This is a genomic window from Heyndrickxia acidicola (genome assembly GCF_001636425.1).
Lineage (GTDB): Bacteria > Bacillota > Bacilli > Bacillales > Bacillaceae_C > Bacillus_AE > Bacillus_AE acidicola.
Genome location: NZ_KV440953.1, coordinates 1,833,238 through 1,853,564, shown reverse-complemented (window position 1 = coordinate 1,853,564; position 20,327 = coordinate 1,833,238). Strand labels below are relative to the sequence as shown.

Annotated in this window: 19 protein-coding genes; 15 read left to right on the top strand and 4 right to left on the bottom strand. The window is 38.3% G+C overall.

Annotated elements, in window-relative coordinates:
• Positions 1-49 precede the first annotated feature (49 nt).
• On the bottom strand, positions 50-541 hold the full coding sequence (locus A5N88_RS08685; protein ID WP_066264882.1) for a hypothetical protein: 492 nt from the start codon (positions 539-541) through the stop codon (positions 50-52).
• A 423-nt stretch (positions 542-964) separates the two neighbouring features.
• On the opposite strand from A5N88_RS08685, the gene A5N88_RS08680 reads away from it, so the two are divergent.
• The 3 genes from A5N88_RS08680 to pyc all read left to right on the top strand — a co-directional run bounded on the left by A5N88_RS08680 (position 965) and on the right by pyc (position 6,184).
• Positions 965-1,246 (top strand): Fpa/YlaN family protein, encoded by a 282-nt coding sequence (locus A5N88_RS08680; protein WP_066264878.1) that lies wholly within the window; start codon positions 965-967, stop codon positions 1,244-1,246.
• A gap of 194 nt (positions 1,247-1,440) precedes the next feature.
• Complete coding sequence (locus tag A5N88_RS08675; protein WP_066264876.1) at positions 1,441-2,652, top strand: FtsW/RodA/SpoVE family cell cycle protein; 1,212 nt, start codon at positions 1,441-1,443, stop codon at positions 2,650-2,652.
• Between the two features lie 82 nt (positions 2,653-2,734).
• The gene (gene pyc / locus A5N88_RS08670; protein WP_066264874.1) at positions 2,735-6,184 is read left to right on the top strand and encodes a pyruvate carboxylase; all 3,450 of its coding nucleotides are present in this window, start codon (positions 2,735-2,737) and stop codon (positions 6,182-6,184) included.
• Positions 6,185-6,405: 221 nt separating this feature from the next.
• Here pyc and A5N88_RS08665 read toward each other — a convergent pair whose 3' ends face one another.
• On the bottom strand, positions 6,406-7,314 hold the full coding sequence (locus A5N88_RS08665; RefSeq protein WP_083953287.1) for a COX15/CtaA family protein: 909 nt from the start codon (positions 7,312-7,314) through the stop codon (positions 6,406-6,408).
• A gap of 703 nt (positions 7,315-8,017) precedes the next feature.
• Between A5N88_RS08665 and cyoE the strand changes: the two genes are divergently transcribed.
• From cyoE to A5N88_RS08630, 7 genes are all read left to right on the top strand, one after another.
• The gene (gene cyoE, locus A5N88_RS08660) at positions 8,018-8,935 is read left to right on the top strand and encodes a heme o synthase (RefSeq protein ID WP_066264872.1); all 918 of its coding nucleotides are present in this window, start codon (positions 8,018-8,020) and stop codon (positions 8,933-8,935) included.
• Between the two features lie 192 nt (positions 8,936-9,127).
• The gene (coxB, locus tag A5N88_RS08655; RefSeq protein ID WP_066264871.1) at positions 9,128-10,210 is read left to right on the top strand and encodes a cytochrome c oxidase subunit II; all 1,083 of its coding nucleotides are present in this window, start codon (positions 9,128-9,130) and stop codon (positions 10,208-10,210) included.
• Between the two features lie 29 nt (positions 10,211-10,239).
• Complete coding sequence (ctaD, locus tag A5N88_RS08650) at positions 10,240-12,111, top strand: cytochrome c oxidase subunit I (protein ID WP_066264869.1); 1,872 nt, start codon at positions 10,240-10,242, stop codon at positions 12,109-12,111.
• Complete coding sequence (locus A5N88_RS08645) at positions 12,111-12,737, top strand: cytochrome (ubi)quinol oxidase subunit III (RefSeq protein ID WP_066264868.1); 627 nt, start codon at positions 12,111-12,113, stop codon at positions 12,735-12,737. The genes ctaD and A5N88_RS08645 overlap by 1 nt, the downstream gene beginning before the upstream one ends.
• A 3-nt stretch (positions 12,738-12,740) precedes the next feature.
• Positions 12,741-13,073: a cytochrome c oxidase subunit IVB gene (ctaF, locus tag A5N88_RS08640; protein WP_066264867.1), complete on the top strand. Its 333-nt coding sequence runs from the start codon at positions 12,741-12,743 to the stop codon at positions 13,071-13,073.
• A gap of 241 nt (positions 13,074-13,314) precedes the next feature.
• Positions 13,315-14,223, top strand: a complete 909-nt coding sequence (gene ctaG / locus A5N88_RS08635; RefSeq protein WP_066264866.1) for a cytochrome c oxidase assembly factor CtaG — start codon at positions 13,315-13,317, stop codon at positions 14,221-14,223.
• Between the two features lie 53 nt (positions 14,224-14,276).
• Positions 14,277-14,738, top strand: a complete 462-nt coding sequence (locus tag A5N88_RS08630) for a DUF420 domain-containing protein (RefSeq protein ID WP_066264865.1) — start codon at positions 14,277-14,279, stop codon at positions 14,736-14,738.
• Positions 14,739-14,925: 187 nt separating this feature from the next.
• Here A5N88_RS08630 and A5N88_RS08625 read toward each other — a convergent pair whose 3' ends face one another.
• Positions 14,926-15,285 (bottom strand): YugN family protein, encoded by a 360-nt coding sequence (locus A5N88_RS08625; RefSeq protein WP_066264863.1) that lies wholly within the window; start codon positions 15,283-15,285, stop codon positions 14,926-14,928.
• Positions 15,286-16,117: 832 nt separating this feature from the next.
• Between A5N88_RS08625 and A5N88_RS08620 the strand changes: the two genes are divergently transcribed.
• A complete protein-coding gene (locus tag A5N88_RS08620; RefSeq protein ID WP_232317550.1) occupies positions 16,118-17,188 on the top strand; it encodes a CAP domain-containing protein in 1,071 nt (356 codons plus the stop codon).
• A gap of 322 nt (positions 17,189-17,510) precedes the next feature.
• On the opposite strand, the gene A5N88_RS08615 is transcribed toward A5N88_RS08620, so the two are convergent.
• On the bottom strand, positions 17,511-18,011 hold the full coding sequence (locus A5N88_RS08615) for a PaaI family thioesterase (RefSeq protein ID WP_066264862.1): 501 nt from the start codon (positions 18,009-18,011) through the stop codon (positions 17,511-17,513).
• A 131-nt stretch (positions 18,012-18,142) separates the two neighbouring features.
• Here A5N88_RS08615 and A5N88_RS08610 point away from each other — a divergent pair, with 131 nt between their 5' ends.
• From A5N88_RS08610 to A5N88_RS08595, 4 genes are all read left to right on the top strand, one after another.
• A complete protein-coding gene (locus tag A5N88_RS08610; RefSeq protein WP_066264861.1) occupies positions 18,143-18,553 on the top strand; it encodes a YlbD family protein in 411 nt (136 codons plus the stop codon).
• An 18-nt stretch (positions 18,554-18,571) separates the two neighbouring features.
• The gene (locus tag A5N88_RS08605; protein ID WP_066270375.1) at positions 18,572-18,805 is read left to right on the top strand and encodes a YlbE-like family protein; all 234 of its coding nucleotides are present in this window, start codon (positions 18,572-18,574) and stop codon (positions 18,803-18,805) included.
• Positions 18,806-19,323: 518 nt separating this feature from the next.
• Positions 19,324-19,713 carry a hypothetical protein gene (locus A5N88_RS08600; protein ID WP_066264859.1) on the top strand — a complete coding sequence of 130 codons (390 nt, stop codon included), beginning with the start codon at positions 19,324-19,326 and terminating at the stop codon, positions 19,711-19,713.
• 109 nt (positions 19,714-19,822) lie between these two features.
• A complete protein-coding gene (locus A5N88_RS08595; protein WP_066264857.1) occupies positions 19,823-20,269 on the top strand; it encodes a YlbF/YmcA family competence regulator in 447 nt (148 codons plus the stop codon).
• Positions 20,270-20,327 lie beyond the last annotated feature (58 nt).

Here is a 20,327-nt window from a genome sequence, read left to right as displayed (position 1 = left end):
CATCCCGATGTTTTTTATAAGGATAAGACTGTTTAGGTAAGTTGTTTCCTTACTCGACCCTAAAGCCTTGTACATGCTTGATTGGATTTTCTTTATTGGATCCATCTTCAAAATAAGCATGAATAGGGCCGTCTTCTTTCAGTGGTTTTCCTTGCTTGGAAAACGCAAGAATCAAATTATAAGCCTTTTTAAGAGGTATTTTTATTTCTCCATCAGACAATATCAGGATAAATGATTGGGCATCGTGCAAGGGCTCTGCGTTTTTCAAAAACGGTTCAAGCTTAATGCCGAAAGATCCTGTCAGGAGTCTTTCTTTAAGGTATTTTCTTTCTGTATTTAATGTAGGAGGAGAAATAGCGCCTTCTTTAATTTCTCGATCGAAGAATCTGCCGGTAGCACGGGTGTATTCTTCATCCTCGTCCACTTCTTTTCTATCACTTGTGAAATAAGTGTCCATATCAATTCGTCTGTCATCAAATATCCAGGTGCCTGGATCAAGAGTGATTGAATAAGTGACTTTTCCGGTAATGGTCACGATCATAAATGCTGCCCCCTTTAGTGATAATGAATGTCATGGTGTAAAGGCTAAACAAAGATGGAAAGCATGAAGCCGCTTTCCCTTCATAGCTGAAACGACGACTATCCAATTAGTAATGAATAAAAGAAAGCCTAGAAAAAGTTTTTCAATTTTCGTGATGTTTAGTTGAAAAACTTTAAAACGCAATGGTGAATATCTCTTATAGATTATACCTATAAAACTTTTACTTGTCACTTGAGCCTTTATTTTGAGCAGTAATCAATATTGAATTTAACACACAGCCTATTCTGAAACAAAAAAATGCATTATAGTGAAATGGCAGCCAATCCTTTAACTGGAACCCCTTTTTTTCTTGCAATTTAGCTGGATTCCATGTAATATTTTTAGATAAGATGCTTTATTTGCTTGGAAAATGGGGGGATCAATGTGGCGTCTGAAACAAAGGTTGATCACCGGGAAAAAGCCTATTCTTTATTGAAGGCGGACGCAGACAAGATTTTGCGCTTAATTAAGGTTCAAATGGATAACCTTACAATGCCTCAATGCCCTTTGTATGAGGAAGTATTGGATACGCAGATGTTTGGTTTATCACGTGAAATAGATTTTGCTGTCAGGCTCGGTTTGGTAGATGAGAATCACGGGAAAGAACTGCTTGGATCTTTAGAGAGAGAGCTTTCCATGCTTCATGAAGCTTATACAAAAAAATAATATAAAGAAAAAACTCAAACAATACCATATAAAATGTTTGAGTTTTTTTGTACAATGAATGAGAAGCCTGTTTCATCAAAAAAATGAAACAGTATAGGCATTATTTTCGCTGAATGAAAATACATAGAGATCATTACTGAGGAAAAAAAGGGGTTCGATTTTCATATAGAATATTTGTAGATTGGAAGGTAAATATGTTTAAAAAAATCATAAGGTCATTCGATTATAGCATCATCGTTGTGTACATACTTCTTTGTTTATTTGGCTTAGTGATGATTTATAGCGCCAGCATGGTAACTGCTGTTGAGCGGTATGGCTACAGCAGTACACACTTTTACTACCGGCAGCTCATTTTTATTGGCATATCTTTCATCTTTTTTCTAGGCGCTGCATTCTTCCCTTATAAAGCTTATAAAGGAAACAAAGTGTTGGGATTTATTATGGTCGCTTCTCTTTTTGGGTTATTTGCTCTTTTCATCTTTGGACATATTTCAGGAGGGGCAAACAGCTGGCTGCATATTGGGCCGCTCTCAATAGAACCTGGTGAATTTGTTAAACTGAGTGTTATCATTTATATGGCGGCTGTTTACTCAAAAAAGATTGGTTATATTGATAATATTAATTCAGGAGTAGCCCCGCCGCTTATTTATCTTATTGCTGTATTTTTCCTGATACTCATTCAGCCGGATATGGGAACGGCGCTTATCGTCCTTGCTATTGGCAGTGTCATTATCTTGTGCTCTGGAATGAAGCTTAAAACGATTCTTAAGCTGGCAAGCCTTGTTCTCATTTTGGTATTACTCTTTGTGCCTGTTCTTCTCATTGCAAAGCACAATGTTTTATCCGGATATCAAATGGCAAGATTCACTGGATTCCTTCATCCTTTTAGTACAGAAGGAAAAGAGGGGTATCAGCTGGTTAACTCGTTTTTGGCAATTGGATCCGGAGGGATTAAAGGGCAGGGCCTTGGGCAGAGTATTCAAAAACTTGGGTATCTCCCTGAACCGCAAACTGATTTTATTTTAGCGGTTATTGCTGAGGAATTAGGGGTATTTGGTGTTGGTTTTGTTATTTTTGGTATTGCCTATCTCGTGTTAAGGGGTATTTACATTGGCATCAAATGCAGGGATCCTTTTGGCACTCTTCTGGCTATAGGGGTTTCTTCATGGCTTGCCATCCAAACCTTTATCAATATCGGCGGCTTAACAGGGATGATGCCGATTACTGGGGTGCCGCTGCCTTTTATCAGCTATGGGGGTTCATCTTTAATGGTGCTTTCTATTGCTCTTGGAATACTGGTGAATATATCAATGTTTACTAAATACGAGGAGAGATATAAAAATAAACAGGACCTGCCCGATTCCGTTACAGAGAGAAGAAACTATAAAAATTTTAATTTACATTAAGAGTTTTTAAATGACTTATCCTTATAGAATATGCTAGGATTTATCATAACTATCCAAGATCTTTTCAAAGGGGGATATTTTGTTGGAAAGAATTAAAAAGGTTTTAGTAGCTAATAGAGGAGAAATCGCTATACGAGTTTTTCGTGCATGTACAGAACTAAATATAAGAACGGTAGCGATCTATTCAAAAGAAGATACCGGCTCATACCATCGCTATAAAGCGGACGAAGCGTATATCGTAGGGGAAGGGAAAAAACCGATTGATGCCTATTTGGATATAGAGGGTATTATTGAAATTGCTAAAAATGCTGATGTGGATGCAATCCATCCCGGCTATGGCTTCCTTTCCGAGAATTTGCAGTTTGCAAAACGATGTGAAGAAGAAGGAATTACCTTTATTGGCCCAAAACCCAGACATTTGGATATGTTCGGAGACAAAGTTAAGGCAAAACAACAGGCTGAACTTGCAGGGATTCCAATAATCCCTGGAAGTGGTGGGCCTGTTGGCAGCCTTGAGGAAGTCAAGGACTTTGCTTTAAGCCATGGGCTCCCTGTTATGATAAAAGCGGCTCTTGGAGGCGGAGGCCGCGGAATGAGAATCGTTCAGACTCTGGAAGAGGTATCTGATGCTTATCATAGAGCGAAGTCGGAAGCCAAAGCAGCGTTCGGAAGCGATGAAGTTTATGTTGAAAAGTTTGTAAAAAATCCAAAGCATATTGAAGTTCAAATAATTGGAGATGCATCAGGAAATATCATTCATTTGTTTGAAAGAGACTGTTCTGTACAAAGACGGCACCAAAAAGTAGTAGAGGTTGCCCCATGTGTTTCTTTAACAAATGATTTGAGAGAGAGAATTTGCGATGCAGCTGTTCAATTAATGCAGAATGTAAATTATTTGAATGCAGGGACAGTGGAGTTTCTGGTTTCAGGAAACGATTTTTACTTTATTGAAGTAAATCCGAGGGTGCAGGTTGAGCATACCATTACAGAAATGATCACAGGGGTAGACATTGTGCGGACTCAGATTTTAGTTGCAGAAGGAGAAACTCTTCATTCTGAAAAGGTAGGAATTCCGGTACAGGATGACCTGAAAATTAACGGTTTTGCTATTCAATCGCGCGTCACAACAGAGGATCCATTAAATAACTTTATGCCGGATACAGGGAAGATCATGGCTTACCGTTCAGGAGGCGGTTTTGGTGTCCGATTGGATGCTGGAAATGGATTTCAAGGGGCTGTTATTACACCATATTATGATTCTTTACTCGTCAAGCTTTCCACGTGGGCGCTGACTTTTGAGCAAGCTGCAGCGAAAATGATCCGAAATTTGCGAGAATTCCGAATCAGAGGGATTAAAACAAATATCCCGTTCCTTGAAAATGTTGTAAGGCATCAACAGTTTATTACCGGTGAGTATGACACATCCTTTATCGATACAACGCCTGAGCTGTTTGATTTTCCAGTCAGCAAAGATAGAGGAACAAAGATGCTTTCCTATATTAGTAATGTAACAATAAACGGTTTTCCGGGCATTGAGAAAAAGGAAAAGCCTGACTTTAGGAATCCAAGAATTCCGCGATTGTCGTATCAGGATACTGCTGTTCCAAAAAAAGGAACAAAGCAAATGTTAGATGAAAAAGGCCCTGAAGGGCTTACCGGCTGGATTAAGGCTCAAACGGAAATTCTTCTGACGGATACTACGTTTAGAGATGCCCATCAATCCTTGCTGGCAACCAGGGTAAGAACACATGATATGAATAAAATTGCTGTTCCAACCTCGAGACTGCTTCCAGAGCTTTTTTCACTGGAAATGTGGGGCGGAGCAACATTTGATGTAGCTTACCGTTTTCTGAAAGAAGATCCATGGGAACGATTGATTTCATTGCGTAATAAGATACCAAATGTATTATTTCAAATGCTTTTGAGATCTTCGAATGCAGTAGGCTATAAAAACTATCCTGATAATGTAATAAGAGAATTTGTCCAGAAATCAGCTGAAACCGGAATCGATGTCTTTAGAATTTTTGACAGTTTAAACTGGGTGAAGGGAATGGAAGTGGCCATAGAGTCTGTAAGGGACAGCGGAAAAATTGCAGAAGCATCCATATGCTATACCGGTGATATAGAGGATGTATCAAGGACCAAATACAGCCTGCAATATTATAAAGATATGGCCAAAGAATTAGAGAATCAGGGTGCGCACATTCTAGGAATAAAGGATATGGCGGGCCTATTAAAACCTCAGGCAGCCTACAAGTTAATCTCTGAATTAAAGGAAACTGTTAATATACCTATACACCTGCATACACATGATACAAGCGGGAATGGAATTTTTACTTATGCAAGGGCCGTTGAGGCAGGTGTCGATATTGTTGATGTAGCATTAAGCTCGATGTCGGGCCTGACTTCTCAGCCAAGCTTAAACTCCCTTTACTATGCGCTTGAAGGAACAAAAAGAAAGCCGAATATCAACATTGGCGCAGCAGAGAGTCTTTCCCATTATTGGGAGGATATCCGTAAATACTATGCTGACTTTGAAAGCGGGATGAATGCACCGCACTCCGAAATCTATCAGCATGAAATGCCTGGAGGACAATATAGCAATCTTCAGCAACAGGCAAAAGCGGTCGGGCTTGGAAACAGATGGGATGAAGTAAAACAAATGTACCAGACAGTGAATCATATGTTTGGGGATATTGTTAAAGTGACTCCTTCATCAAAAATAGTCGGAGATATGGCTTTATTTATGGTGCAAAATGACCTTGATGAAAAGGATGTACTGGAGCAGGGGATGAAGCTTGATTTTCCAGATTCTGTAGTGGAATTTTTCCAAGGAGATATCGGCCAGCCGTACGGCGGATTTCCTAAAGATCTTCAGAAAGTCATATTAAAAGACAGGAAACCAATTACTGTAAGGCCTGGAGAATTGATGGAAGATGTGGATTTCCATAAAACCCAAGAAACCCTGACAAATGAATTAGGCAAAGAAACAACTGATTTTGATACCCTTGGGTATGTGTTATATCCAAAGGTATTCATGGATTATGCTAAGGTTGTAGAACAATTTGGAGATGTTTCTGTCCTTGATACACCTACATTCTTTTATGGAATGAGACTTGGTGAAGAGATTGAGGTAGAGATTGAAACAGGGAAAACATTGTTTGTTCAGCTTGTTTCCATTGGACAGCCCCGCAATGATGGAAAAAGAGTGATTTATTTTGAGCTGAATGGCCAGCCAAGGGAAGTTATCATTCGTGATGAAAATATTAAATCAGCAGTGGCTGATAAAGTAAAAGCTGATCCTAAAAATGAACAGCATATCGGGGCAACGATGCCAGGTACTGTCATAAAAGTTCTTTGTAAAAAAGGAAGCCAAGTAAAAGCGGGAGAACACATTATGATTACGGAAGCGATGAAAATGGAGACTACTGTACAAAGTCCTTTTTCAGGAATCATCAAAGAAATACATGTCGAAAACGGTGATGCAATTCAGCCTGGAGATTTGTTGTTAGAAGTCGAAAAGCAATCATAAAAGTGTCAGTAAATAAAGGCTTTGTTAAAGATCAATGTTGATTTTAAGCGTAGTTGTGGGGCGCAAAAGGTAGAGACTCCTGTTTAGTGGCCTACAGCAGAAATCAACAGGCAAGATTTAACAGAGTCAAATAAAAAAGAAAGGCTTTCGAGCCTTTCTTTTTTATTTGACTAAATACTATATCTGAGTATGAACCCAGATCGGCTGCCATTTAAAATTTGTTAAGCTCGTGATGTTGCACTTCTGCTTACAAGAAGTGTTAAATAGCTCAGCAGGCCAAACAAGCAAGTGATAAATAATACATGCAGCAAGGCAGCGAAGATACTTAAATGAGTATAAATGATTAGTACTCCCGCCAAGGCTTGCAGACATACCAGTATAAAAGCGATAATCCATCCCCAATAAATTACTCGGCTGTCTTTGTATTTCTTGATCGCCCGCAGAGCTAAATACCCAATCCATAAGAAAATTAATAAGGCTGCAGTCCGGTGACCCATCTGAATCCATTGGTTTGTGTTGCTGATAAGACCGGGCGCATCATTTAGGCACATCGGAAAGTCCCTGCAGACTAAACTTGAGTTCGTATGGCGGACGAGTGCTCCTGAATAGACAACGATGTAACTGTAAATTGTAACGCAGACTGTATGCCATTTAAGCCGCTTGTCCAACACAAGTGTATAGGCATCAAACTTCTGATCAACTTCAAAAATTAATAAAGTAAGCAGCAATACGGCGGCAAAGGAAATTAAAGATATTCCGAAATGAAGCGCCAGTACAAAACTTGATTGCTGCCAGATAACTGCTGCAGCTCCAATTAAACTTTGAATAACTAAAAATAGAAAAGACAATATTGACAAAAATTTTGTTTCTCTTTTATGCCCTATTGCTTTCCATGAAAAGATGGATAAAAGAAGAACTAAAATTCCCGTTACACCTGAGATCATACGATGGGATAATTCAATCAGTGTATGGATGGAGAAAAAATCCGGAACTAATTTCCCGTTGCAAAGCGGCCAGGAGCGTCCGCAGCCCATAGCTGAATTTGAGTTAGTCACAAGAGATCCATCAATTAAAACCAATAACATTGCAATCGTTGACAGGACAGCAAGCCATTTTAAACCTCGATGCAATTGATTCACCTTCTTAAATTGATATTTCATTATTCATATACCTGCATATTGCTTCTAAAACAAATATATAAAAATAATATAATGAGTAAGTTCCTACTTGATAGTACATAAACCCCACTGAAAAAACAAACGAATAAATTGTGACAAGTAATACCTTCTTACCTTGAAAGAAATCGGAAAGTTTGTTTAGATAGAGATAAGACTAATTCAACTTTCCTCTATGCTGGACATTACAACCAGTACCAGCCTTTCACCAAGCGGCCGTCATCCAATCCAAAAGCAGTATTTTACTAATTCAATGAAAATATAATATATACTGCTATTTCTTCATTGATGTACATCATATCTCAAATAAAGGCACTTTTCAAAGATTACGGCGTATGACACGGGATTGACAAAAAAAGTATGCAAAACCGTCACATTCAAAGACCAAAATATGATTTAATATTGAATTGATGGAGTTTATTTCAACTTAGCAGTAGTTAATTGTGGTAAAATTAGGGTGTACAGACAGGTCCAGCAGTTTCTGTGAGAGTGCCAGGGGTCGGCATGGTAATGGTGATTAATTTGATTTATAGTAGTACAATAAAGGTATTATTTATACTTACTGAGCACTCTGTTGCTTTATAAATTTTTAGAGGAGATGCAAAGATGATAGTTTATATACATGACTTAATCGTAGAAAAAGAGGAGGGTGGTCTGAATGCCTGACAACCATACAGCAGTTGGAGTAAAAGAAACTGAGGTTGTAGAAACGACTGCTTTCAAAGATTTCCTGTCACTTATTAAAATAGGAATTGTAAATTCAAACTTAATTACAGCCTTTACAGGTGTATGGCTTGCATTAGTATTTACTCACCAGCATTTCCTTGACTCATTGGATATTGTATTCCTTTCCCTTCTTGGAACAGCATTAATTATCGGAGGGTCTTGTGCACTGAATAATTACATCGACCGTGATATTGACCAAATTATGAAAAGCAAAACTTCAAGACCTACCGTCACAGGGAAAATGAGCGGGGCCAAAGTACTGACAATAGGTTTTGGCTTTATTGTGTTAGGGCTGATTTGTCTCTTTCTTACCTCTGTCACTGCAGGGATCTTTGGAATCATTGGTGTTGTAAGCTATGTTGTTCTATATTCTATGTGGTCAAAAAGATTATTTGTGAGCAACACTATTGTAGGGAGTATTTCGGGAGCTGTTCCTCCGCTGATCGGCTGGGCAGCAGTGGATCCGAACTTAGATACTACAGCATGGATGTTATTTTTATTAATGTTTATTTGGCAGCCTCCGCATTTTTATGCTTTGGCGATGAAACGTTGTGAAGAATATAGGGCGGCAGGTATTCCTATGCTTCCGGTTGTACGTGGGTTTGAAGTTACAAAGCGCCATATGGTTATTTGGGTAGCGTGTCTTCTGCCGATTCCATTCTTTCTTTTGCCATTAGGAATTCCATTTGTTGTTTTAGCTACATTATTTAACATTGGTTGGCTGGTATTGGGGATTGCCGGTTATAAGATGAAGGATGATCTGAAATGGGCTAAATTAATGTTTGTGTATTCTTTAAATTACCTGACTATATTATTTGTAGCCATGGTCATTGCAACACTATTCAAATAAGGGATTCTTTCTTTCGGGGATTGCCTTTTTATTCTTGCTGAAAGTTGGTTTATTCGTATGGAAGCTAATCCATGCGAATATTCCATTTCATCAGGATTACTGTTTAGTGCAAGCCCTATAAAAGAATTCAAATATATGTTTGTGTCCTTGTAACAAAACTACATAAACACGAAAGAGGGGTTTGATGAAGCTATGAAACGTTGGTTTCGTACATGGCGTATGTTCTCAATTTTCGCAATATTGGGACTTGTGCTTGCAGGGTGTGGGAAACCCTATTTGTCCACTTTAAGGCCAGCGGGAGAAGTCGCTCAAATGCAATTCAATTTAATGGAATTGAGTTTGGGCATTATGGTATTCGTAATAGCTGTTGTCGTCATCGTTTATGTAATTGCTATCGTGCGCTTTCGGCGGCGTAAAAATCAGGAAAATTTCATTCCGAAACAAGTGGAAGGGAATCACGTCCTTGAAATTTTATGGACGGTTATTCCGACACTTTTACTGATTATACTGGCAGTGCCGGTAGTTGCCGATACCTTTAAGCTCGGAGACACCTCAGCCATGGACCAAAAAGACAATAACGGGAATCATAAATCACTTGTTATTAATGTCCGCTCAAGCCTCTATTGGTGGGAGTTTGAGTATCCAGATGCTAAGGTGATTACAAGTGAAACACTTGTGGTGCCAACAGATGAAAAGGTTTACTTTACTTTAAAGGCTTCTGATGTAAAACATTCATTTTGGATCCCTGCTATAGGCGGGAAAATGGATACGAATGTAGACAATGTCAATAAGTTTTGGCTCGAATTCGACAGCAAAAAGGCCCAGGAAGCTGGGAACCTGTTTTATGGAAAATGTGCCGAGCTTTGCGGCCCATCACATTCTCTGATGGACTTTAAGGTGAAAACCATGTCACAAGATGAATTTGCTCAATGGCTCGATCAAATGAAAAATGCTAAAAAGCCTCAGCCAACGACTGCGCTGGCACAAGAAGGTCAGCAAGTATTTAATAAAACCTGTATAAGCTGCCATGCGGTCACACCTCAGGATCCAAGACCGGCACAAGCTCGTCTTGCTCCGAATCTCGCTACCTTTGGAGAACGTGAAAGGATTGGCGGTATATTGGCTCATAATAAAGAAAATTTGAAAAAGTGGATTCAAGATCCATCACAGTTTAAACCTGGAGTTAAAATGCCAGCCTTTAAAGATAAGCTATCCAACCAAGATCTCGATGCCCTGGCAGAATACTTGATGGGTTTAAAAGTGCATAATCAATAGGGGAATTGGCATGAAAGGGAGGTTTCACTGTGAGTAGTAAAGCTCAGAAAAAAGGATTTGGTGCTGCCGTTTGGGATTACTTGACTACTGTTGACCATAAAAAAATAGCTATCTTGTATTTAGCTGCCGGCGGTTTTTTCTTCCTGGTAGGTGGAATTGAAGCGTTAATAATCCGTATTCAGCTGGCAGTTCCGAATAATAACTTTGTGAGTGCGGGTACCTATAATCAGGTTTTAACAATGCATGGAACCACCATGATCTTTCTGGCAGCCATGCCGCTGATTTTTGCATTTATGAACGCAGTAGTCCCGCTTCAAATAGGAGCTCGTGATGTAGCATTTCCATTTGTTAATTCGCTGGGATTTTGGCTGTTCTTTTTTGGAGGGGTATTTTTAAATTTATCGTGGGTTCTTGGAGGGGCACCTGATGCTGGATGGACTAACTATGCATCATTAGCTTCTGAATCCCCGGGGCATGGAATTGATTTTTATTCTTTGGGCTTACAGCTTTCGGGATTTGGATCGCTTATGGCGGGAATTAATTTTCTGGTGACCATCATCAATATGAGGGCGCCTGGTATGACATATATGCGTATGCCAATGTTTACGTGGACGACTTTTGTCACATCAGCCTTAATTCTCTTTGCTTTTCCGCCTCTTACAGTTGCTTTGTTTTTAATGACATTTGACAGAATGTTTGGCGCTAACTTCTTTAATGTGGCTGCTGGAGGCAATACGATTATGTGGGAGCATCTTTTCTGGATTTTCGGACATCCAGAAGTGTATATTTTAATTTTGCCTGCCTTCGGAATCTTTTCTGAAATTTTCGCTACATTTTCCAGAAAACGTTTATTCGGATATTCATCAATGGTGTTTGCAACTGTATTAATTGGTTTTCTAGGTTTTATGGTATGGGCACATCATATGTTTACAGATGGCCTGGGAGACGTGGCAAATGCTATCTTTGCCGTTGCGACAATGGCCATAGCGGTTCCAACCGGAATTAAAATCTTTAACTGGATTTTTACCATGTGGGGTGGAAGTATAGAGTTTACAACCCCGATGCTGTACGCAGCAGCGTTTATTCCTTCATTTGTAATGGGAGGAGTCACAGGGATAATGCTTGCCGCTGCACCTGCAGACTATCAGTACCAAGACACATATTTTGTAGTCGCGCATTTCCACTATGTTATTGTAGGCGGGGTTATTCTTGCGCTGCTTGCCGCTACACACTTTTACTGGCCAAAAATCTTTGGAACCATGCTAAATGAAACACTTGGGAAAATATCGTTTTGGCTGTTTTTGATTGGGTTTCATCTAACCTTCTTTGTACAGCATTTCCTTGGCTTAATGGGAATGCCGAGACGTGTATGGAAGTTCCTGCCGGGACAGGGATTTGAGACGGCCAACCTGATTAGTTCCATAGGGGCAGGGTTTATGGCGGTGGGAGTTATGATCATTGTCATAAACATAATTTCAACTTCTGTTATGAATAAAAAGGTAGGAAACGATCCATGGGGCGATGGACGTACGCTGGAATGGGCAATATCTTCTCCTCCTCCATATTATAATTTTAAGCAGCTCCCGCTTGTAAGGGGAATTGATACATGGTGGCTTGAAAAAATGGAAGGCAAAACAGAGTTTACTCCTGCTGAACCTTTGGGTGATATTCACATGCCGAATAGTTCGATTCTTCCTGTTTTAATGGGATTGGGATTGTTTATTGCAGCATTTGGAGCTATGTATCATACTGACTATAAAATACCCGGATATACAGCATTAATACTGGGCGTAGGCTTCACCCTTTTCTGTATGCTTATTCGTTCCGTGAAGGATGACCATGGCTATCATATCCACAGGGAAGAGTTAGTAGATCATAAGGAAAAGGGGGTTGAGGCATAATGCATGCTGAAGAAGCGTTTACGGCAAAGACTTGGCCGGAATCACCAGAGAAAGCGACCCTAGAAGGAAAAAATAAGTTTATAGGGTTTTGGCTGTTCCTGGGAGGTGAAACAACCCTTTTTGCATCACTTTTTGCTACCTATCTGGCATTAAAAGATAAAGTGCCAAGCGGTCATCCGCTTGCTAAGGATTTGTTTGAGCTTCCTTTATCTTTTGCTGCTACCATGCTTCTCTTAACAAGCTCAATAACTAGTGTTTATGCCATATACCATATGAAAAATTACAGCTTTAAGAAAATGCAGGCATGGTTTCTCATAACGGTTCTCCTTGGGGCAGGGTTTTTGGGTCTGGAAATCTACGAATTCCATAAATATGTTACGGAATTTCATCATACCTTTACAAGCAGTGCATTTGGATCTGCCTTCTATACCCTTGTTGGTTTTCACGGTGCCCATGTGACCTTTGGATTATTGTGGATATTATCCCTTATGCTGCGGAATGCTAAAAGGGGATTGAATTTGTATAATGCCCCTAAGTTCTACGTAGCCAGCCTCTACTGGCACTTTATTGATGTGGTATGGGTCTTCATTTTCACTGTTGTATATTTAATGGGAATGGTGGGATAAAAGATGTCTGGAGAGCAAGCTAATTCAAACAATTCTAGAGTTGATTTTGAATATCGCCGCAGAAAAAACGCAGAGGATATGAAGTTCCAGGTAGTTTCTTTTGTACTGATGATTTTCTTAACTGTTATTGCGTTTGCAGCTGTTTATGCTGATTTTTCTAAGTGGTTTACTATTCCATTTATCTTCTTGCTTGCTGTCGTACAGGTAGCATTTCAGATTTATTACTTTATGCATATGAGCCATAAAGGACATGAAGGTCCTCAATTGTTTATTTATACAGGTGTCTTTATTGCATTTACGATCATTTTGACCTTTATTACGATTATTTGGTGGTAGAAAAATGAAAACCAGTCGTACATTTTTGACGGCTGGTTTTTATTAACTTGATTTTCATTGAAGTATATTTAACCTTTCAGTTTTTAATAGGGTATATATTCATTTTCTTAAATCATCCTATATAAACCAGGATAAGAAAAGTGAATTACAAATGTTCTATTCTGTCAAAAACTTGTCATTTGCTGAGATTGAACATGCAGTTATTAATCAGTATAATTAAACGAAAGGGGCAGAGCATCTTATGTCCATATGGATTTTTGGTTTTAGAGCTTTGTGGAGTCCATACTTCTTATCCTGTGTTGTTGGTTTGACCATTCTCTTTTTCTTATTAACGATTACCTGGAGAAAAAAAATTTCCAACAGCGAGAAGCTTAAGCCCATTGAGGCAATCTGTTTTGTTACTGCCATGCTCATCATATACGCTGTACTGGGTTCTCCTTTGGATTTGCTTGGCCATATCATGTTTTCAATTCACATGACTCAAATGGCACTTCTTTATATGGTGGTAAGCCCATTGATTATAATTGGAATACCAAACTGGGTATGGGCAAATTTTATTCAGCTGCCAATCGTACGAAAGGTGTTTCTTTTTTTTACAAAGCCCATTCTTTCTGTGCTTCTTTTTAGTATTTTGTTTTCCCTATACCACATTCCAACCGTCTTTGATGCAATTAAGCTGAATGAATTTTTACATAGTACTTATACACTCATTTTATTTGTATTTTCGTTATTTTTATGGTGGCCTCTTTTAAATTCATTGCCGGGGCAATATCAGATTAGCGGACTAAAGAAAATAAGCTATCTCATAGCAAGTGCCGTACTGTTAACACCCGCTTGTGGAATGATCATTTTTTCCAATTCGCCACTCTATACAACCTACTCAAATGGCGCAATGTGGTTGAAATCGATGTCACTTTGTGTGCCAGGCGATACACTGAATAATCTTGGTTTAAGCGGCCCAGAACTCTTTTCACATATGCCCGTGGTTCAGGATCAGCAGCTGGGCGGTGTAATTATGAAAATTATTCAGGAAATTGTAGATACGACTATACTGTTTAAAGTATTTTTTGAATGGTACCGTAAAGACCAAGAGGAAGCAGAGAAACAAAACGGATCTTTAATGTTAAAGAATTCTGCCCCTATCGACTAAGAAAAGGTCCTGCCTTTTCTTACAAATACTTTAGAAGCTGTGAGGTTAAAAACATGACCGTTCCTATTTTACCTACTATTAGTACATCCTGTATTGTAATCAGTGCTATTTTTGTAGCAATTGGATGGTGGCTGATTAAACAAAGAAAAATTGACCAGCACAAAAAAGTTATGCTGACAGCAGCCATTTTTGCATTAGTTTTCTTTATTATCTACGCGACCAGAACAATATTTATTGGCAATACATCTTTTGGCGGACCTGAAAAGTTAAAAATATTTTATACTGTCTTTCTGGTTTTTCACATTACATTGGCTACTGTTGGGGCTGTCTTTGGTATCCTGCAAATATGGTCCGGATACAAGAATAACTTAAAATATCATAGGAAATTTGGGCCGATTGCAAGTATTATTTGGTTTTTTACTGGAATAACAGGAATTGTTGTTTATTTGCTTTTGTATATTTTTTATCATGGTGGAGAAACGACCTCAATGATAAAAGCCATTTTAGGAACATAAAAAGCAGCGTAGAATTTTTTTCTACGCTGCTTTTTTAAAGGCAGTCTCTGTCTAGCTTCACCTCTATCAGCTCACGAATTTCTACGTCTCCTCCCTTCGATAAGTCAAGATCGAGATTCCTTTGTCTCAGTCGAAAACTAAGAAATCACTAAGCCGATGAGCAAGGCGTTTGCGCTGAATGGCAGAGTTATTCTGCAAACCCTTCAATTTCATTTTTTATGTTTAAAAGGAGTTTTTCACACTGCTTTACGAGTTGGCCCGGATAATACTCATCATCACCATATTCAACACCATGAGGATAATAATACTTGCCTAAAATAGGAGGCAGCAATTGAACGAGCGCATCAGAAGAGTCTATATCCCCTTCAATCGCATAGCCCTGGATACGTAAATAATAGGTTCCCTCAGTAACTTGAAATTTTCTATCGTAGGATACCCGTTCATAATCCCATTGACCTGCCCTGACCATTCCGTGTTTTTGCAGACAATCGTCCAATCTTGATAAGTCGGCTTTAAAACGTTCCAATTGTGTATCATCGAATTGCATGATTCGTCCCTCCTAAGACACCCATCGCCAAGTATTTATTGAATTATCACACCTTTAATAATAATCTAAATTCTCTAATGGTGCAATGAGGACAAAAATGCAAGCATTTATTTCATATGGACTGAATGCTCAAAAGAGGGATTTAGAAGTAGAAAAATGGAAATAAGTGTTTTTTTAATCGGCTGAAAAATGAAGAAAACAACTTTTTATTAGGCTAGCCTGAAAATAATTCTGCTACGAGTTTGAAAAATCATGTCAAACAGACTCTGGTAGTAATCATTACCATGGAGGTATAGGCGAAAGAAAACATTTTCATGCGCTATGCTGCGGATTTGATTACCATGGTGGTCTTTGTTAAAGAAAAACGTTGATTTTAAAACTATTTTAATTGGAGCTGATATACGAGACTCCAGTTTAAAAAAGCGTGTACCCTGCCGCCTGCGAGAAACGAGTGACTGCAACAGAGATCAACAGACAAGATTAACAGAGCCTTTTATTAAAAGTTCAACATGGAAATTGAGTGTTTGCCATCAACATAATGACCACTAAATCTTTTTGACTACCCTTCAAAAAAATCAGGCTTAAAATAGGAAAAGAGAATTATTCGTTATCATACTAAATCATAGATTTTGAAAGAATACATGATTTTTGATTATATTAGGATAAAGTAGGAAATAAATAAGAAGCTGTTATCTTGCTGTTTTTTGTGCTAAAAGATGATAAAAAAGCATTTATCCTTCATATATACAACTGCAAAAGGAGTAATTTCTTTTTTTATACCTAACAATTAAATGCTATAATATTATTTAGTAAAAGCTTGAATGTAAGAGGAGTGGTGGTACTGAAGATTCTTTTTAAAATACTGGTTGCACTCATTGTTGCATTTATCTCCAGTTTATACTTCTTCTTTAAACCAGAAGAACCCGATGTTAATTTAAATGAAGATAAATCAATTAATCATACATTAAATCACTCTATCCACACTCAGAATACAGGTAAGCAGAATCAGTCCCATCGCCCGGTTAAGGGCATTTCTACTTTAATTGGCAAAAAAACATCTCAATTGATAAAAGATTATGGAAAGCCCGCAAGAATTGATCCATCTGCCTATGATTATGATTGGTGGATCTATAAAAAGGATAATAAAACATATTTCCAGGCAGGAGTCGAGGATGGCAGGGTTGTTACCATATTTGCAATTGGTCAGAAAGTATCTGTGTACCCATTTAGTATCGGTGAGAAGATTGAAGATATCTTTGCATCTATACTCTTAAATACAGAAATTACAGTAAAATATAATGGCGGGACCTACCAATTTGAATTGTCCGAAGAGGATTTGAATATTCATCCCCTGGTTCAATTAGGTGATATCTATGCTGAACTTTCGTTAGACAAATTTACTGAGAAGCTTTCAAGTATTCGCTTTATGGATAAAAAGACCTTAATTAAACAAAGACCCTACGAAATGAAATATGTGGGTCCATTAGTTGTTCCTAAAACACCAACTGCTTTAGAATGGAAGGAAATTGAAAAGGGAAGCGAAATGCAAATATTTGATTTATCGAACATTATTCGTAGACGCTTTAATCTTGAACTTCTTAAATGGGACGATACACTTTCCCAAATTGCTTATCTACATAGTGAGGATATGGATTTGAATAAGTACTTTTCACACGATTCACCTAAGTACGGTAATCTCTCAGAAAGATTAAAAACAGCAGATGTTTTCTATCAAGTAGCAGGAGAAAATATTGCAGCAAAATATGTGGATGGTCCGGCAGCGATGGAAGGCTGGTTAAATTCTGAAGAACATAGAGCCGCATTATTGGAAAGCAAGTATAATTATCTTGGGGTTGGTGTTTACAGAAACTATTTTACTCAGGACTTTATTGAAAATAATTAAGATCATTCAGCAACTAATTGTGTTAATGAGAAGAAGCAGCCATTTGGAAGGCTGCTTCTTTTTAAAAGGATAAGTTTTTTATTAAGGCATGATCCTTTGTATGTAAAGCAACAATCTATGCGAAAACAGCCTTTATTAAATAAATCATTTAACCAATGTGGTCTATCTCCAGCTCCAATGCCTATCGGGCAGCCGATGAGCATGGGTTTGGGCTTTTATCAATTACAAACACAGTTTGCATTATGGCTTTTATTGCATGAATGGCTGTCGCTAGAGAAGGAGTCAGTATCCTGATAAAGTGTCATTGTAGCAAAGTTTTAGACTAAATTTTCCGTCCGTCATTCGGAGGGACAATAAAAAATGTGCCTGTTCCATGGGCAATTTGTTTTCCGTCATCCCTAAAGACGGATCCTTCCATTACAAGGGTATTTGAGCCTTTATGAATTAATTTTGCAGATGCCTTTACTTTTTCTCCAATACCTGGAGCAATGTAATGGATGTTCATATTCGAAGTGACCGCACTATACCCCTCAGGAAGAAGTTGATTTGCAAGAATCCCCATTGCTGTATCCATTACAGTTGCTGTTATTCCGCCGTGAACAATTCGAAAAGAATTATCTGTTATAGAGTTTATAGGAGTTGTAATATAACTGGTTTCAGCATCAACTGTTTTCTCCATATTAAGGAGATGGCTGATCAATGGTCTTTCAGAATTCTTTTTGCTGTTTAAAAATCCTTTAAGCAGCTGCTCGAGTACCTTTACATCCTCTGTATCTGCGTTTTCAAGGCTTTGGTTAAATAATTCCCGGATGGTTTCCTTCATATAATTCCCCTCACTCTTCTATGTCACTTCCTTTATCGTACCAGATAAGGAGTTTGCTGAAAACTTTTCACCATTTCATGAGAACTTCATATTTTATTATAGGCAAAAGGCAAGATTAAGAGGTGAGTATCATGGCAAATAAAAAGCTCCACCCGTCCATTGAAGAATTTAAAGCCTTTGCTAAGGCACGTCCCAGGCTATTGGAGGATGTACGGCGTGGAGATCATACATTACAGGAATTGTATGAAGACTGGTACTTATTGGGTGAAGAAGATCCTCGGTGGGATGCATACAAGGATGAGTCGACTTCAGTAGAAACGAAAGAAGATACAAATAATAGTACAAGTGGAAAATGGATGTCGCAAATAGGATCTCTTATCCAAAGGCTCGATGCAAATCAGGTTCAGCATCATGTGAATAGCTTAAGTGAGGCAATCGGAGCAATACAGGGAGTGATTTCGCAATTTCAAGGGGCGCAATCGAAAGGAGGGGCTTCTTCAGCACCTGAAGTAAAAAATCCATTTTCATTCCGAAAAGATTAAAAGAGAGGAGGAATGATCCTGAGAGCTGAAGTTCTGGAATATATCTATTCCAAAAATGAATTAAAACAATTTATCCGGGAACAGCCTGCCTGGTATAGAAGGCTTAGCCGGCATCCGGAAGACCTGGAACAATTCGAAATTGCATCTTTAAATTACTATGAGAGGACCATTCCTCACAGAGTAGATAAATTTTATAATAATCTCCAGATGGCCTCCATGATGATGAGCATGCTTCAAAATATTAATTTTTAGGCTCTGTTAAATTCCTATATTGATAACTGTTCGTTTTTTTAGCGAGTGAAACCGCCTTTTCACACGAATGAGCTATTAAACAACAGCGTCCTTTAACAGAGCTAATTTTTAAAGGTCTCATGGATTATTGGTAGAACCGTATTTCTTAGAATTTCGTAACCTCATTTCCTGTGTCATTTTGAAGCCTCAACACAAATAATTCTTTACTACCATTTTGATGAATTTAACAACGAAAAGTTAATAATCTATTTTTCATGATGAAGACACATTTGAAAAATGTGTTCTTTTTTTGAGTAAATTTACTAAATTTGCAAAAGCTATATATGTTGAATTTAAGTTTTTACTCTGATGATTGGAGCGGAAGGTACGAGGCTTCTGCGGGACAAGCAGGCAAAGGCAGGCGCTACAAGAGCAATCCCTGTCTGTTCCACGGAAAGCGAGTGCCTGCAGCGGAAATTAACAGCCATGTTATAAGTAAAAACTAATTGCAATTTATATAGTACTAAGGAGTGATAAATTTGAAAAAGTGGATTATATATACTTTAAGTGCTGTTCTTGTAAGCGGTGGTATTCTAAGCAGCTTTCCCGGAATTTTTCATGCAGACGCATCCCATAATGTTTCGCTTAAAACAGCAAAGGAACAAACAATCATCCGCCATATTGTCCAGGAAAACGATGTTTTTGTAGAATGCATGGTACCTGGTGTTTCGTTTACTGGTGCAACAAAAGGGGCAAGAAGAGGCAAGATTGTTGTTTTTATTGATGGATTTAGAAAAGCGGAATATCACACGGCAGCTTTTATTATGAAAGATGTTCCAAGAGGGTCTCACCTGGTTAAGGTTGAAATATATAACCAAAAAAATAAAAGTTTCGGGATCAGCCGGAACTTTTATGTAACCATATCCTAAAAATGAGGGAGAAGCGAAAGATTAAATTAGTATAAATCCCTTATGATTAAGAGGAGAATATTCGCTATCAAATCTAAAACGTGATAAAATATGGTTGGAGGTGAGCACTGTGCTTGCAACTATTGAAAGGCTGGAAATTCTGGATGAAACAAAAGAGCTGGCTAATATGGTTTTACAATCTGAAGAAGCAGAAGAGTATCGCAGATTTTATTATAAATTAAAGAATAATACACAGTCCCAAATAAGGATTAGTAAATTTGTTAAATTAAAAGAACAGTATGAGGATGTTCAAAGATTTGGCAGATATCATCCTGATTATTCGCTCATTAATAAAGAAGTGAGGGAAGCTAAGAGAGAAATGGATCTTGACGAAAATGTGGCAGGTTTTCGAAGGGCGGAAACAGCCTTGCAATCCATGCTTGATGAGATTAGCAGAATTGTGGGCCAAGCTGTTTCGGAACAAATCAAGGTTCCTTCAGGGAATCCTTTCTTTGAAACAGGCTCCAGCTGCAGCGGGGGCTGCGGTTCTGGTGGGGGCTGCAGCTGTTCAGCATAAAGGAGGAATACATGTGTATTCCTTTTTTTGAGGATAAGTATAAGTCAATTATTCAACC

Coding starts and splice junctions, on each gene's coding strand:
- A5N88_RS08685 (WP_066264882.1), bottom strand. CDS start 541: ATGATCGTGACCATTACCGGAAAAGTCACTTATTCAATCACTCTTGAT.
- A5N88_RS08675 (WP_066264876.1), top strand. CDS start 1,441: ATGTTTAAAAAAATCATAAGGTCATTCGATTATAGCATCATCGTTGTG.
- cyoE (WP_066264872.1), top strand. CDS start 8,018: ATGCCTGACAACCATACAGCAGTTGGAGTAAAAGAAACTGAGGTTGTA.
- coxB (WP_066264871.1), top strand. CDS start 9,128: ATGAAACGTTGGTTTCGTACATGGCGTATGTTCTCAATTTTCGCAATA.
- A5N88_RS08645 (WP_066264868.1), top strand. CDS start 12,111: ATGCATGCTGAAGAAGCGTTTACGGCAAAGACTTGGCCGGAATCACCA.
- ctaF (WP_066264867.1), top strand. CDS start 12,741: ATGTCTGGAGAGCAAGCTAATTCAAACAATTCTAGAGTTGATTTTGAA.
- ctaG (WP_066264866.1), top strand. CDS start 13,315: ATGTCCATATGGATTTTTGGTTTTAGAGCTTTGTGGAGTCCATACTTC.
- A5N88_RS08630 (WP_066264865.1), top strand. CDS start 14,277: ATGACCGTTCCTATTTTACCTACTATTAGTACATCCTGTATTGTAATC.
- A5N88_RS08625 (WP_066264863.1), bottom strand. CDS start 15,285: ATGCAATTCGATGATACACAATTGGAACGTTTTAAAGCCGACTTATCA.
- A5N88_RS08615 (WP_066264862.1), bottom strand. CDS start 18,011: ATGAAGGAAACCATCCGGGAATTATTTAACCAAAGCCTTGAAAACGCA.
- A5N88_RS08610 (WP_066264861.1), top strand. CDS start 18,143: ATGGCAAATAAAAAGCTCCACCCGTCCATTGAAGAATTTAAAGCCTTT.